A 14,214-nucleotide genomic window follows, 5' to 3' on the forward strand; every position below is an offset into this window, starting at 1 on the left:
TGATGTCTGTGAGCGCGCACAGTTGCCGCTCGAGCATCCCCACAGGTCGGAGCCGCCACCGTGCGTAGAGCCACTGTCCGTCCCACCACTGTCCGGTCGATCGTCGGCCGTCCCCTTGCCGCCCGGCGGCAAGCTACCGCCGCACGCCGGCAAGGAGTGTCATGAGCCAGTCATCAGCCGTCCTGGGGTCCGTCCGGGGAGCGGGGGAAGCGCAGCCGGAGCCCCTGCGCGCGGACAGGTCGTGGCTGCCCGGCGTCGACACCCTCTGCTACGGCGGCGACTACAACCCCGAGCAGTGGCCCGAGGAGGTCTGGGAGCAGGACGTCGCACTCATGCGGGACGCCGGGGTCAACCTCGTGAGCGTCGCGATCTTCGCGTGGGCACGCCTCGAGCCCGAGCCCGGCCGGTTCGACTTCGGCTGGCTCGACCGCCTCTTCGACCTCCTGCACTCCGCCGGCATCCGCGTCGACCTCGGCACCCCGACGGCCGCCCCGCCGGCCTGGTTCTACGCCGCGCACCCCGACTCCCGGGTCGTCACCCGCGACGGGGTCGTCCTCGCGCACGGGTCCCGCGGCATGGCGAGCCCGTCGTCCCCCGCGTACCGCGAGGCGTGCCTGCGGATCACGGCCGCGCTCGCCGAGCGCTACGGCTCGCACCCGGCCCTCGCCCTGTGGCACGTGCACAACGAGTACGGCGCGCCCGTCTCCGACAGCTACGACGAGCACAGCGTCCGCGCCTTCCGCACGTGGCTGCGCCGCCGCTACACGACGCTCGACGCGCTCAACGCCGCCTGGGGCACGGCGTTCTGGGGCCAGGCCTACGGCGACTGGGAGCACATCGGTGCGCCGGCCACGTCCGCGAGCGTCGTCAACCCCGCGCAGCGCCTCGACTTCGCACGCTTCACGTCCGACGCGCTGCTCGAGTGCTTCGTCGCCGAGCGTGACGTCCTCCACGCCGCGACACCCGGCATCCCCGTGACGACGAACTTCATGGCCACCTCCTGCCCGTCCATGGACCTGTGGGCGTGGGCGCGCGAGGTCGACATCGTCAGCAACGACCACTACCTGTGGGCCGCCGACCGTCGCAACCACGTGGGCCTCGCGATGGACGCCGACCTCACGCGGTCCCTCGCCGGCGGCAAGCCGTGGATCCTCATGGAGCACTCGACCTCGGGCGTGAACTGGCAGGCCCGCAACGTCTCCAAGCGGCGCGGCGAGATGGCGCGCAACGCGCTCTCCCACCTCGGCCGCGGCGCCGACGCGATCATGTTCTTCCAGTGGCGCGCCTCCCGCTCCGGTGCGGAGAAGTTCCACTCCGCGATGCTCCCGCACGCGGGCACCACGAGCCGTGTGTGGCGCGAGGTCGTCGAGCTCGGAGCGACGCTCGCGGCCGTCGACGAGGTGCGCACCTCCCGCGTGCACGCCGACGTCGCGATCCTCTGGGACTGGGAGAGCTTCTGGGCGCAGGACCTCGAGTGGCGACCGAGCGAGGACCTCTCGCACCGCGAGCGGATCAGCGCGTTCTACGACCAGCTGTGGCGCGACAAGATCGCCGTCGACTTCGTCCACCCCGAGGCGTCCCTCGACGGCTACCGTCTCGTGCTCGCGCCGGCCTCCTACCTGCTCACGGGCCGTGCCGCCGCGAACCTCGCGGACTTCGTCGAGCAGGGTGGGACGCTCGCCGCGTCGTACTTCTCCGGTGTGGTCGACGAGAACGACGCCGTGCGCCCCGGCGGGTTCCTCGCCTCGCTGCGCGACGTCCTCGGTGTCGACGTCGAGGAGTTCCTGCCGTTGCGCGAGGACGAGCGCGCAGAGCTCGTCGGCGGCGGCTTCGACGGGCTGCGCACCGACGTCTGGGCCGACGACCTCGTCGTCGGGACGGCCGAGGTCGTCGCGTCCTACGCCGCCGGCACGACCGGCGGTCCCGCCGCAGGCCAGGCAGCCATCACCCGCAACACCCACGGCGCAGGCACGGCGTGGTACGTCTCGACCCGCGTGACCGACGACGCGCTCGCCACCCTCGCCGACCGGCTCTACGCGGACGCCGGGCTCGTCCCGGACCGCACCGTGCCCGCGGACGTCGAGATCGTACGGCGCAGCGCCGCGGCCGGCGGTCACACGACCGGCGGTGCGGCCGAGACGATCGACTACACGTTCGTCCTCAACCACACCGGGACGGACACGACGCTTCCTCTGGCAGGAGCCGACCTCGTGAGCGGAGAGACGACGGGCGGGGTCACGACCGTCCCCGCCGGAGGCTTCCGCATCGTCCGGTCGGTGCGCGAGGGCTGAGTCCGCGATCGGTGCCGGAACCGTCCGGCACCGATCGCAGCCGGCGCCGGCCCTGTCGCGATCCGGCGCCAGCCCCTACGCTGCATGCCATGCGCGACGAAGCGAGCCCGACCGCCCGGCCACCGGCTGACCTGCCGCCGGCGGTTCTCCCACCGACCGCTCCGGCCCAGGCACTGCTGCCACCGGTCGAGCTCCGGCCGTCGCTCCTCCTGCGCGTCGGTGCGACGGTGCTGCTCGCGGCACTCCTCGTCGTCCTCGTCGTGACGGTCGTCGGCCCGTCCGTCGCCGGGCGCCCCGACGCGCCCGGGCCGGTGCCGTCGACCGTGGCCGTCGTCCTCTCGATCGCCGCCGTGGTCCTGCTCGCCGGGTGCTGGCGCGTACGGCTCTCCGCGACGAGCGCCGACGTGACCCGTGTGGGTCTGTTCTCCGACGCGCAGACCATCACGCTCGACGACGCCCGTCGGATCGAGGTCTCGACGGCGCTCGCCGAGGATCCCCCCGAGCCGGCGGAGGCGACGGACGCCGGACCGGTGGGCATCCCCGGCGCGAGCTCGATCCTGCCCACCATCGTCCTCACCGGCCGGGGTGACATGACGATCACCTCGCGCGAGAACCGGCGCGAGGCCGACACGATCCTGCCGACCCTCCTGGTCTGGTCCCGTCAGCGCCCCGAGCTCGTCAAGGACGCGCACACGCTCCGCTTCCTCACGGCCTACGGCCGCGCGAACCCCTGACGGCAGCCTGCCCACAGCCCGGCCGGCCGGCGAAACCCACCAGCCGGGCAGGCCGGCCGCGTCGGGATCACTCCGCCGCGAGCGTGAGCGCCGCCTCCGAGAGGTCGACGAAGGTCCCGATGCTCGGCAGCGTCGCGGGATCGCTCGACGCGAGCTGCACGCTGACGACCACCGCAGCGCCCTCGGCGTCCTCCGCGTACCAGGACCCGGCCACGACGCCCGGCGTGCTGCCGCCCTTGAACCCGACGTACGGCCACGCGGCGGTGTCGACCTCGACGCCGGGGTTCGCGGCGAGGATCTCGCGGACCGGTCCACCCGTCCCGGTGCCGGCGGCGTCCTGGAGCGCGACGTGCACGGCGCAGAGGTCCGTCGCGGTCGCGAACCAGTCGACCCCGTCCTCCCACACGGCGGTCGTCACCGCGGCGGGGTCGACGACGATCGGCCCGCCGGGGAGCGCCGCGACGGCCGCAGCCTGCTCGGTCTCGGAGAGGGAGTCCCACGCCGGGGCGTCGGCTGCGCCGGCCCACCCGAGACGGAAGAGGTCGCGCGTCATGAGGAAGGGGGTGTTGAGCGACGGGTCGCTGTGCCCGGTGGCGGTCATCGTCGCGAGCACGGCATCGCGGCCGACGGTCGCGACGAGGAGGTCCGTCGCCGTGTTGTCGCTGATCGCGATCATCGCGCCTGCCGCGTCGCGCACCGTGACGACGGTGCCGGTCGGCTGGTCCTGGAGGGTGCCGGACGGGAGCGAGCGCACGTCGTCCGTCAGCGTGAGCGGCGTGTCCCACGTGAGGGTGCCGGCCTCGACGGCCTCGGCGACCGCTGCGAGGACGTAGAGCTTGACGATCGACGCGACCGGCATCGCCGCCTCGGTGTCACCCGCAGCATGGACGGGCTCGCACCGCTCGCCCGGGGCCTGCGACGGACCGCTCGCCTCGGCCACCCGCGAGACGAGGACGCTGGCGTCGACCTCTCCGAGCTCGTCGAGGCGCTCGTCGAGCTCGTCCCACGACGTCGGCGCGGGTCGGTCCGGGTCGGTGCCGGGCGTGAGGAGGAGACCGGCCATGAGCCCGTCGGCATCGACGACGAGCTGCACGTCGAGGAAGGTCCCCGCGGTGTCCTCGATGGTCATGACGGCCTCGGCATCCGAGCCGTCGAACGCGACCGGAGTCCACGGACCGGTTGCGCGCAGCGACTCGAGCCCCGCGAGGATCTCGTCTGCGCCGACCTGGTCGAGCATCGCCTGGGAGAACCGCGCGGCCGCGGTCTCTGCGTCGTCCAGCGGGTCCGTGCTCACCTGACCGACGAGCCACCGGGCGTGGTCCCCCAGCGGCCCGGCGGGCAGCTCGACAGCGACCGGGGTCTCGTCGGCCTCGGCGGGCGCGGATGCGGTCGGCTCGGCCGGGGCGTCCTCGTCGGACGCCGTGCACCCCGCGAGCAGGAGCGAGAGTCCCGCTGCGGCCGAGGCCGCCGCGCGAGCAGACCCGGACCAGCGGCGCGCGGACGGACGCGACACAGCCGGACGCGAGCTGGACCCACGCGCTGCGGACGCGCGGTCGGTGGACAGGAGAGGCAGGTGCGGGGCGGTGCGGCTCATGTGTCCACTGTGGTGCCGGGAGCGGTCGGGCACATCCGTCGCCGGTACCGAGCACCTCCGTCGGAGGGAGGAACGTGCCAGGGCCCACGGCACCGGTGATCCCGCCGCGAGCGTCGCTCCTGCTCAGCCGGCGGCGAGGGTGAGCGCAGCCTCCGACAGCTCGTCGAAGGCGTCCGTGCTCTGGAGCGTCGCGGGGTCGCTCGACGTGAGGAGCACGGTCACGACGACCGCACTGCCGTCCACGTCCTGCGCGTACCAGGAGTCGGTCAGGACGCCCGGCATGCCGCCGCCCTTGTAGGCGAGGTACGACCAGGCGTCGGTCTCGATCTCCGTCCCGGGGTTGGCGGCGAGGATCTCGCGGACCGGACCGCCCGTGGGGGTGCCCGCGGCGTCCTGGAGCGCGACGTGCACGGCACAGAGGTCTGCGGCGCTCGCGAACCAGTCGAGCCCGTCCTGCCAGACGGGCGTCGCCGTGGCGTCGGCGTAGATGCCGATCCGCCCGCCGGGCAACGCCGCCACGGTCGCTGCTTGCTCGGGCTCGGACAGTGCGTTCCACGCCGGGGTCTCCGGGCCGCCCGGGGCGACCGCCCAGCCGAGGCGGAGGACGTCCCGCGTCATGAGGAACGGGGTGTTGAGCGACGGGTCGCTGTGCCCGGTCGCGGTCATCGTCGCGAGCACGGCGTCGCGCCCGACGGTCGCGACGAGGAGGTCTGCGGCCGTGTTGTCGCTGACCTCGATCATCGCGCCGGCGGCTTCGCGCACCGTCACCACGGTTCCCGCGGGCTGGTCCTGGAGCGTGCCGGAGGAGAGGGACCGCACGTCGTCCGTCAGCGTGAGCGGTGTGTCCCACGTGAGCGTGCCGGTCTCGACGGCCTCGGCGACCGCCGCGAGCACGTAGAGCTTGAAGACCGAGCCCAGTGGCATGGCCGCGTCCACGTCGCCCGTGCTGTGGACGGGCTCGCAGCGTGCACCCGGTGCCTGCGAGGGGTCCGTCGCGTCGGTGACCCGCGAGACGAGCACGACTGCGTCGACGTCGACGAGCCCGCCGAGGCGTTCGCCGAGCTCGTCGACGCGCTCGTCGAGCTCTTCCCACGACGACGGGGCAGTACGGGCAGGGTCGGTGCGAGGTGTGAGCTGCAGACCCGCGACGAGCCCGTCGGCGTCGACCGCGATCCGAGCGTCGAGGAACGTCCCGGCGGTGTCCTGGATCGTCACGCCCGCTTCCGCTTCCGAGCCCGCTTCCGCTTCCGAGCCGTAGAACTCGACCGGCGTCCACGGACCGGTCGAGCGCAGCGACTCCAGCCGCAGGAGGATCGTGTCCGCCCCCACCTGGTCGAGCATCGTCTGCGAGAAGCGTGCGGATGCCGCGGTCGCGTCGTCGACGGGATCGGTGCTCATCTGCCCGACGAGCCAGCGGGCGTGGTCACCGAGCGGCCCGGCAGGCAGCTCGACAGCGGCCGGCGCCTCAGCGGCCTCGGAGGGAGTGGACCTGGGTGCCTCGGTAGCTGCCGGCGTCTCGCCGCTCGCCGTGCACCCGACGAGGAAGAGTGACAGGGTCACCGCGGCCGCAGCGTATCGAAGGTGGGACGAGGGCCGGAGCGGGAGGTGGGGGCGCATGCGCCTACTGTGCCGTGTCGCACCATCTCGCCGCATCCCCTGCGCCTACCTGTCGAGCTCCGTCGGAGAGAGGAGGTCGACTGCGGGGGACCTACGATGAGCGGGTGAAGCGAGCACCGAAGCACGTCGTCCGAGTCCCGCTCGTCGTCCGGGTGATCGGCACCATCCTCCTGCTCGCCCCCCTGCTCACGCTCCGCAACGCGATGACCGACCCCACGATCTTCTCCGAGAACGGCGCCTCCGTCCCTTTCCAGTGGACGGTGACCGTCGTCATGTCGATCGGGGCGGTCCTCGTCCTGGTCATGGTCTGGCGGTCGCGGCTCGTCGTCGAGCCGGACCGGATCACGCGGTACCGCTACCTGCGCAAGCCGGTGCGCATCACACGGGACGGCGCGTGGAGCATCACGGTCGAGCCAGATCCCGAACGGGCCGACGTCGCGGGGACGTACGAGTCCTCGGACGAGCCGGCCCCGACGATCGTCGTCGTAGGTGCCCCGGGCCGGACGCTCACGTCCGACCGTGCGATCGCCGAGGCACGCGTGCTCTTCCCGTGCCTGCTCGGCTGGACGGTGGACGACCCGCGGCTCATGACCGACCAGAGGACCCGTCAGATGTTCGCGGCCTACGAGAGAGCGCTCCTCGGCCGCGCGCAGCAGAGCCCGTACGCCTGACCGGCTCGTCGCGCGCGGAGCACCGTCCGCGTGCGGAGGGGCTGCCGAGCCCGGAGCCGCTACCGCGAGGGGGGAGTCACGTCGTCGTCGGGAGCGGGCCCGTCGGCACCGAGAGCGCTGCGGTACTCCTGGGAGAGCGACCGGGCGAGCGGGCTGTCCCGGCCCTCGACGTCCACGGCTGCGGCGATCGCCCGCTCGCGGAGCGTGGCACGCGCGCCGCGCACGGTGTCCATGAGAAGACGGCTGAGGGCGTTCGGCCCGAGCTCGAGGGCCAGGTCGGTGACCTCGACGTCGCGGAGCATCCCGGCGTGGTCGACCACGACGCGCAGCTCGCGCCGCGGCGACCAGCGCTCGACGCTGAGCGCCTCGACGCGCCGCTGGACCGCGTGAGCCGCGGCCTCCTGCCGCTGCGCCTGCTCGACCCAGCCGGCGATCTGCCTCTGCGAGGCGAGGTACGCCTCGGACTCGATGCTCACGCGATCACCTGTTCCCCTGGGACTGTTCGCTCTGGTTGTGCGCGTTCGCGCCGTGCCCGGGCGTGGAGATGGGGTGCGGGATCATGTCCGGGCCGAACATGGGGTCGTGCCAGGGCGGCTTCGGCATGGAGCCCGTGGGCCAGCTCGGGAGGTCGAGCCGCGGCTTGGCGAGCATGACGCTCACCACCTCGGACTGGGCCTTGTTCGTGGCCTTGACGCTCGTCCCGATCGTCGTCGTGAGGTCGGAGAGCTTGGCCATCGCGGTGGTGAGGTCGCTCAGCCAGACGCTCACGCGGCTCACCCACTTGGTCACGGCGGCGCAGGCCTGCGGGACCACCCAGCTCGCACCGATGCCGACGGTCAGGGCGATCTCGGCGACCCACTTGATGAGCTTGGCCACGAGGTCGGCGATGAGGTCGCGGACGATCGCGCGCACGGCGGCGACGACACCGCTGGCGATGGCGAGCGCGCGGCCGGTGCCGTCGCAGATCGAGGCGACGCTCCGCATCATCTCCGCGAAGTTGTCGGCGAAGCACTGGTACTGGGTCGCCGTGTCGCCGGTCCAGTCCTGCGCGGTGCCGCGCTGGGCGGTCGTGTAGCCGTCCGCGACGTCGTTGAGACGGGCTGCGACGTTGTACCAGGTGCCGGCGAAGACCTGGATCTGAGCCGGGTCGCCGGCGATCGAGTCGAGCATCTCGGGGAGGGGATGCACGTGCTCCATGAGGAACGCGGCGCCGCTCGCGAGGAGCTCACCGATCGGGTCGATGATCATCGCGACGCCCTCGGCCGCTGCGCCGAGGCCGCTGAGCGAGGCCCCGAGCCAGTCGCCCGCGACGGCCGCGTCGACGGCGGACTTGCCGAAGTCGAGCACCCGGACGCCCGCGGTGATGGAGGTCGTGGGGCTGTCCGGGATGAGGTCGTTCACGGAGCGTCCGTCTGGAAGCGGTTCATGCCGTCGCGTGTCGAGGTGTCGACGAACTCGTACGCGCACATCGTCGTCTCGAGGTTCTCGACGACGGCGTCCATGATGTCGTGCATCGCGGCGACCCCCTCGGCACCGTCCTGCTGCACGAGGGCCATCGGTCCCGCGAGGATGGGGGAGCAGAGGATGCCGTACGCGAAGGTGGGCGCGGTCGTCTGGGCGATGGCCTGAGCTGCCTCCCCGAGATCGTGGGACAGGCCACGGACGACCTCCTTGTGGGCCCGCAACGAGTCGAGGTGGACGTAGACCTCTTGCTCGTTCATCGCTCGCCTCGCATGATGCGCTCGGCGACGTCGAACATCTCGGTCTGCTCGGCGATCGGGCGCGGGTCGGGGTGCAGCGCACCCCGGAGCTCGGCGGCCTGGGCCTGGAGGTCGGCCTGGGCGGCACCGACGGTCTGGAGGATCGCGGTCCGCAGCTGGTCCTTGTCGAGACGCATCGCGGAGTGAGCGAAGGTCACGTCCTGGACGAGCCCTCGGTGGTCGACCTCGGCCTTGACCTCGCCGCGGGAGGAACGGCCCACCCCGCGGAGGTCGGCGAGGTCGGCGGAGACGCGCCGTGCGCGCGCGGCGGCACGGTGCGCGTCGGCGAGCGCGGACTCCATCGTGTCCGCGAGGTCCTGCTCGTTCACCGTGCTCCCTCCGGTCGCCCGACTGCGGTCGTCGGATGGGGCCGACACGTCCAAGCTTCCCTGAGGCTACCGAGTTCTGCGGCGTGCCCCGATGGGGAGAAGTACCCCGGGGAGCATCGGGGACGGCGGCTCAGCGGCGGGCGGCGAGGCGGGCGGCGACCTTCGTCGTGCCGCGGGCAGCAAGAACCCTGGTCAGGGCCGCGGTCGCTCCGGTGACGGCGGCGAAGCCCACCATGCTGACGATCGTCGCGTCGTCGTCGTCGACGAGGCTGCCGGGCTTGCCGGTCGCCTTGAGCCAGATGGTCTTGACGATCTTCTGGGCGAGCAGACCGGCCCCGAACGAGATGGCGAGCGTCGCGAGCTTGACCTGCATGGACTGGTCCTGGGCCACTGTTCCTCCACGTGCGATAGCGATGTGCCCCCACGCTAGCGCCCCACGTCCGGGGCCGCACACCGCGTGTAAACTCGTCCCGAACGACAGGGGAGCGCGAACGAGCGCTGAGAGTGCGGTATACCGCAGACCCTCGAACCTGATCCGGTTAGCACCGGTGTAGGGAGTCGGGAATCTCGCCACGCGCGCGCGTGGAACCCCTCCTCAGGCTTTTCACGGTCCACAGGAGGACGCATCACATGCTGTACACCACCCACCAGCCTGCACGACGCCGGCCCGCACGGACCGGGCTGCTCGTCGCCGGGCTCACCACCAGCATCGCCCTGGTGCTGGCGTCCTGCGCCTCCGAGTCGTCGCAGGACGACGCGACGGGCGAGACGTCGGGAACGTCCGGCACGTCCGGCACGGTCACGGTCGTCGTGCACGACTCGATCATCATCAGCGACGAGAGCAAGGCGGCCTTCGAGGAGGAGAGCGGCCTCACGCTCGAGGTCGTGAGCGCCGGGGACGGCGGGGCGCTCGCCAACCAGCTCGTCCTGACGAAGGACTCGCCGCTCGGCGACGTCGCCTACGGGATCGACAACTCCTTCGCCTCGCGTGCCGTCGAGGAGGGCGTGTTCGCCCCGTACACGTCGCCCGAGCAGGGCGAGCTCTCGGCGCAGCTCGCCGCGGACCCGTCGGGGACGCTCACCGCGGTCGACTACGGCGACGTGTGCATGAATGTCGACACCGCGTGGTTCGACGAGAACGGTGTGCTCGAGCCGGCGACGCTCGACGACCTCACGATGCCCGTGTACGAGGACCTCACGGTGGTGAGCAACCCGGCGACCTCGAGCCCGGGCCTCGCGTTCCTCTTCGCGACGATCGGTGCGTACGGGGACGACTACCTCGAGTACTGGCAGAAGCTCTCGGACAACGGCCTGCTCGTCGTCACCGGGTGGGAAGAGGCGTACCAGACCGAGTTCACGGCGGGCGAGGGCGACGGGGCCCGGCCGATCGTCCTGTCCTACGCCTCGTCCCCGGCGTACACGGTGAGCGAGGACGGCAGCACGACGACCACGACCGCGATGCTCGGCACGTGCTTCCGCCAGGTCGAGTACGCGGGCGTCCTCGAGGGGGCGGAGAACCCGGAGGGTGCGCAGCAGGTCGTCGACTTCCTCCTGGGCGAGCAGTTCCAGTCCACGATCGCGACGAACATGTACGTGTACCCGGTCGACCCCGACGCCGAGATCCCGGTCGAGTGGGTCGACTTCGCGCCGCTGCCGGAGAACCCGATCGTGCTCGACCCCACGGAGATCTCGGAGAACCGTGACCAGTGGATCGAGGACTGGACTGCCACGGTGATCGGCTAGCCCGATGACTGCACCGGTCGTCGAGGAGCGGGCGGGCGCCCGGGACGCGGCCCGCGGGCGCGGCCCGGTCCTGGGGCCCGTGCGCGCTCCTCGTGCGCGCCGTGCCGTCCCCCTCGCGCGGTGGTGCGCGTGGGCGGCGGCCGTCGCGGTGCCCGTGACGTTCCTCGCCGTCTTCTTCGCGTGGCCCGTCGTCGCGCTCGTCGGGCGCGGCTTCGTCACGGACGGGGCGCTCGACCTCTCGGGCTTCGCGGAGGTGTTCGCCGCCTCGCGCACGTGGCGCCTGATCGGGCTGACGCTCGGTCAGGCGGTCGTGGGCACGGTGCTCTCCGTGGGGCTCGGCATCCCGGGCGCGTACGTCCTCTACCGCTGCACGTTCCGGGGGCAGGGGGCCGTGCGTGCGCTCGTCACCGTCCCGTTCGTCCTCCCGACCGTCGTCGTCGGCGTCGCCTTCCGCGCGCTGCTCACGGAATCGGGGCCGCTCGGCTTCCTCGGCCTCGACGGGAGCTTCACGGCGATCGTCGCGGCGCTCGTCTTCTTCAACTACTCCGTCGTGGTCCGCACGGTCGGCGGGCTCTGGGAGCACCTCGACCCGCGCGCCGAGCAGGCGGCGCGCGCTCTCGGCGCGTCGCCCGCCCGGGCCCTGTGGACGGTGACGCTGCCCGCGCTCGCCCCGGCGATCGCGTCGGCCGCGGCGGTCGTGTTCCTCTTCTGCGCGACGGCCTTCGGGGTGGTGCTCGTCCTCGGCGACCAGCGGTACGGGACCATCGAGACCGAGATCTGGATGCAGACCGTCCAGTTCCTCGACCTGCGGACCGCCGCCGTCCTGTCCGTCGTCCAGATCGTCGTCGTGAGCAGCGCGCTGTGGGTCGCGGCGCGCGCCCGGTCGCGCCGCGAGCACGCCCTCAACCTCTCCGCGGCGACGCGCTCGACGCACCCGCTGCGCCTGCGTCCCGTCCGCGGCTCGGACCTCGCCGCGACGGTCGTCACCGCGCTCGTCGTGCTCGTCCTGCTGGCGTGGCCGCTCGTCAACCTCCTCGTGTGGTCCTTCCGGACCGCCGACGGGTGGGGGCTCGGCAACTACGTGGCGCTCGGCACGACCGGGGGCACCAACGCCCTGACCGACACCGTCTGGGTCGCGGCCGGGACGTCGTTGCGGACGGCGGCGACCGCGACCGTCATCGCCCTCGTGGTCGGTGGGCTCGTCGCCCTCGTCGTGTCCCGGCGTCCCCGCGCCACGGTGGCGCGCCGCGCCGTGGGCGTCCTCGACTCCGTCTTCATGCTGCCGCTCGGCGTCTCCGCCGTGACGGTCGGCTTCGGTTTCCTCATCACGCTCGACAAGCCGCTCGGCCTCGACGTCGACCTGCGGACCTCCGGCCTCCTCGTGCCGATCGCGCAGGCGGTCGTCGCGACCCCGCTCGTCGTGCGCACCGTGCTCCCGGTGCTGCGGGCGATCGACCCGCGCCAGCGCGAGGTCGCCGCGACGCTCGGCGCACCCCCGCGGCGCGTCCTCGCCACGGTCGACTGGCCCATCGCCGCGCGCTCGCTGGGGCTCGCGATCGGCTTCGCGTTCGCCGTGTCGCTCGGGGAGTTCGGCGCCACGTCGTTCCTCGCGCGGCCCGACGACGCGACGCTGCCGATCGTCATCTTCCGGCTCATCGGACGACCGGGAGCCGAGAACTACGGCATGGCGCTCGCCGCGTCCGTCGTGCTCGCGGCGATCACCGCGACCGTCATGCTCGGCGCCGAGAGGCTCCGCGGAGAACGAACAGGAGAGTTCTGATGGGTGAGCCGGCAGCGGTGGCACGGGGAGCAGCGGCACGAGGTGTGGCGGGGCTGGGTATCGAGGACGTCGTCGTCGAGTATCCCGGGCTGCGACCCGGGACCCGGACGGTCGCCGTCGCGGGCGTCTCGCTCACGGTCGCGCCGGGCGAGGTGGTCGCGCTGCTCGGTCCGAGCGGCTGCGGCAAGTCCAGCCTGCTGCGCGCGGTCGCCGGGCTCGAGCCCGTCGCGGCGGGCCGCGTGGTGTGGGACGGCACCGACATCGGCACGGTCCCCGTCCACGAGCGCGGCTTCGGCCTCATGTTCCAGGACGGTCAGCTCTTCGCCCACCTCGACGTCGCCCGCAACGTCGAGTACGGCCTGCGCATGCAGCGGGTCCCGCGCGGCGTGCGGCGCGCTCGGGTGGACGAGCTCCTCGAGGTCGTCGGCCTGCCCGGCAGCGGGCAGCGGTCCGTCGCGACGATGTCCGGCGGCGAGCGGCAACGGGTCGCGCTCGCGCGTGCCCTCGCGCCCCAGCCGCAGCTGCTCCTGCTCGACGAGCCGCTCTCCGCCCTCGACCGCGGGCTGCGGGAGCGCCTCGCCGTCGACCTGCGTGCGGCGCTCGTGGCGACCGGCACCACGGCGCTGTTCGTCACGCACGACCACGACGAGGCGTTCACCGTCGCCGACAGGGTGGCCGTCATGGCGCGCGGCTCCCTCCTCCAGGTGGCCCCGCCGCGTGAGCTGTGGTCGGCGCCCGCGAGCCGCGAGGTCGCAGAGTTCCTCGGCTACCAGGCCTTCCTGCCGGACGCCGACGGGCTGCGCGCCGTGGGCCCCCGGGGGCTCGTGCTCACGGGGGTCGAGGGCGCGACGACGACCGGCACGGTCGTCAGCTCGGTCTTCCGTCGGGGCCACGCCGAGGTGACGGTCGAGGCCGACCTCGGCGACGGGCTGCGACGGTATGCGGCTCTCGACGACGAGGCCGGCCCCGGCAGTCACGGACGCCCGGGGACGGGCGACGTCCGACGCGGGCACCAGCCGGGGGACGTCGTGGGCGTGACGATCGACGTCGCGCAGACGGTCGCGGTGCCTCTGCGCTGAACGGGAGCGCGCCCGGAGACCGACGACGAGGCTCGCGCGCCGGAGCACCGGTCTCGCGGCCTGGGGAGTCTACGATCCGGAGTATGACCAGCGACCCGCCCCGCGACGTCGCGTCGACGACGAAGGACCAGCTCCTCGTCGATCTCCTCCGCCTGCGCGACGTCGCGGCCGAGGACGCCGCGGTCGGCGACACGCTGCACGGTCTGGCGTTCCTCGACCACCTCGTCGACGTCGCCGTGCGCAACACCGCCCAGCCCGGCAGCACCCAGCTCTACACGGTCCTGTCCGCGGAGTCCGTGACGCTCGACCACCCCGCACAGCCGTGGTTCCGCACCCGCTACGCCGAGCTGCGCACGACGGTCGCGAGCGCGCTCGGCGAGGCACGCGACATCGGCGAGATCCGCGACGACGCGGACATCGAGGAGACGGCCACCGCGATCGTCGCCGTCATGGACGGCCTCCAGGTGCAGTGGTTGCTCGACCCGGACGCGGTCGACATGCCCGCCGTGCTGCGCAGGACGCTCGACGCCCTGCTCGCGGCGCTCGTGCCCGACGAGGACTGACCGCGCCCGACAGGACCGACACCGCTCGACAGGACCGACGAGCGACGGTGACG

At 72.9% G+C, this 14,214-nt stretch carries 14 protein-coding genes and 1 riboswitch; of the genes, 7 read left to right on the top strand and 7 right to left on the bottom strand.

Annotation, left to right across the window (positions count from 1 at the left end):
- Positions 1-161 precede the first annotated feature (161 nt).
- Together ABKW26_RS15800 and ABKW26_RS15805 are read left to right on the top strand one after the other, a co-directional pair.
- Positions 162-2,291, top strand: a complete 2,130-nt coding sequence (locus ABKW26_RS15800; RefSeq protein WP_348594863.1) for a beta-galactosidase — start codon at positions 162-164, stop codon at positions 2,289-2,291.
- A gap of 89 nt (positions 2,292-2,380) precedes the next feature.
- Complete coding sequence (locus ABKW26_RS15805; protein WP_348594865.1) at positions 2,381-3,025, top strand: hypothetical protein; 645 nt, start codon at positions 2,381-2,383, stop codon at positions 3,023-3,025.
- Between the two features lie 67 nt (positions 3,026-3,092).
- Here ABKW26_RS15805 and ABKW26_RS15810 read toward each other — a convergent pair whose 3' ends face one another.
- Together ABKW26_RS15810 and ABKW26_RS15815 are read right to left on the bottom strand one after the other, a co-directional pair.
- Positions 3,093-4,619 (bottom strand): serine hydrolase, encoded by a 1,527-nt coding sequence (locus tag ABKW26_RS15810; protein ID WP_348594867.1) that lies wholly within the window; start codon positions 4,617-4,619, stop codon positions 3,093-3,095.
- 123 nt (positions 4,620-4,742) lie between these two features.
- Entirely contained in the window at positions 4,743-6,179 is a 1,437-nt protein-coding gene (locus ABKW26_RS15815; RefSeq protein WP_348594868.1) for a serine hydrolase, read from the bottom strand.
- A gap of 161 nt (positions 6,180-6,340) precedes the next feature.
- On the opposite strand from ABKW26_RS15815, the gene ABKW26_RS15820 reads away from it, so the two are divergent.
- Positions 6,341-6,907 carry a hypothetical protein gene (locus tag ABKW26_RS15820; protein ID WP_348594869.1) on the top strand — a complete coding sequence of 189 codons (567 nt, stop codon included), beginning with the start codon at positions 6,341-6,343 and terminating at the stop codon, positions 6,905-6,907.
- A 59-nt stretch (positions 6,908-6,966) separates the two neighbouring features.
- On the opposite strand, the gene ABKW26_RS15825 is transcribed toward ABKW26_RS15820, so the two are convergent.
- The 5 genes from ABKW26_RS15825 to ABKW26_RS15845 all read right to left on the bottom strand — a co-directional run bounded on the left by ABKW26_RS15825 (position 6,967) and on the right by ABKW26_RS15845 (position 9,387).
- Positions 6,967-7,383: a YbaB/EbfC family nucleoid-associated protein gene (locus ABKW26_RS15825; protein WP_348594870.1), complete on the bottom strand. Its 417-nt coding sequence runs from the start codon at positions 7,381-7,383 to the stop codon at positions 6,967-6,969.
- Positions 7,384-7,387: 4 nt separating this feature from the next.
- Positions 7,388-8,308, bottom strand: coding sequence for a hypothetical protein (locus ABKW26_RS15830; RefSeq protein ID WP_348594871.1), 921 nt, complete (start codon positions 8,306-8,308; stop codon positions 7,388-7,390).
- A complete protein-coding gene (locus ABKW26_RS15835) occupies positions 8,305-8,628 on the bottom strand; it encodes a type VII secretion target (protein ID WP_348594872.1) in 324 nt (107 codons plus the stop codon). The genes ABKW26_RS15830 and ABKW26_RS15835 overlap by 4 nt, the downstream gene beginning before the upstream one ends.
- Entirely contained in the window at positions 8,625-8,996 is a 372-nt protein-coding gene (locus tag ABKW26_RS15840) for a YbaB/EbfC family nucleoid-associated protein (protein WP_348594874.1), read from the bottom strand. The genes ABKW26_RS15835 and ABKW26_RS15840 overlap by 4 nt, the downstream gene beginning before the upstream one ends.
- A gap of 130 nt (positions 8,997-9,126) precedes the next feature.
- Positions 9,127-9,387, bottom strand: coding sequence for a DUF4235 domain-containing protein (locus ABKW26_RS15845; protein ID WP_348594875.1), 261 nt, complete (start codon positions 9,385-9,387; stop codon positions 9,127-9,129).
- A 78-nt stretch (positions 9,388-9,465) separates the two neighbouring features.
- Positions 9,466-9,570, top strand: a riboswitch (TPP riboswitch).
- Positions 9,571-9,626: 56 nt separating this feature from the next.
- On the opposite strand from ABKW26_RS15845, the gene ABKW26_RS15850 reads away from it, so the two are divergent.
- From ABKW26_RS15850 to ABKW26_RS15865, 4 genes are all read left to right on the top strand, one after another.
- Positions 9,627-10,739 carry a thiamine ABC transporter substrate-binding protein gene (locus ABKW26_RS15850; protein ID WP_348594876.1) on the top strand — a complete coding sequence of 371 codons (1,113 nt, stop codon included), beginning with the start codon at positions 9,627-9,629 and terminating at the stop codon, positions 10,737-10,739.
- A gap of 4 nt (positions 10,740-10,743) precedes the next feature.
- On the top strand, positions 10,744-12,519 hold the full coding sequence (locus tag ABKW26_RS15855) for an iron ABC transporter permease (protein WP_348594878.1): 1,776 nt from the start codon (positions 10,744-10,746) through the stop codon (positions 12,517-12,519).
- The gene (locus ABKW26_RS15860) at positions 12,519-13,598 is read left to right on the top strand and encodes an ABC transporter ATP-binding protein (protein WP_348594880.1); all 1,080 of its coding nucleotides are present in this window, start codon (positions 12,519-12,521) and stop codon (positions 13,596-13,598) included. Before ABKW26_RS15855 ends, ABKW26_RS15860 begins: the two co-directional genes overlap by 1 nt.
- Positions 13,599-13,681: 83 nt before the next feature.
- On the top strand, positions 13,682-14,161 hold the full coding sequence (locus ABKW26_RS15865) for a TetR family transcriptional regulator C-terminal domain-containing protein (protein WP_348594882.1): 480 nt from the start codon (positions 13,682-13,684) through the stop codon (positions 14,159-14,161).
- Positions 14,162-14,214: the final 53 nt, after the last annotated feature.

The sequence above is a fragment of the Sanguibacter sp. 25GB23B1 genome (genome assembly GCF_040012415.1).
GTDB lineage: Bacteria > Actinomycetota > Actinomycetes > Actinomycetales > Cellulomonadaceae > Sanguibacter.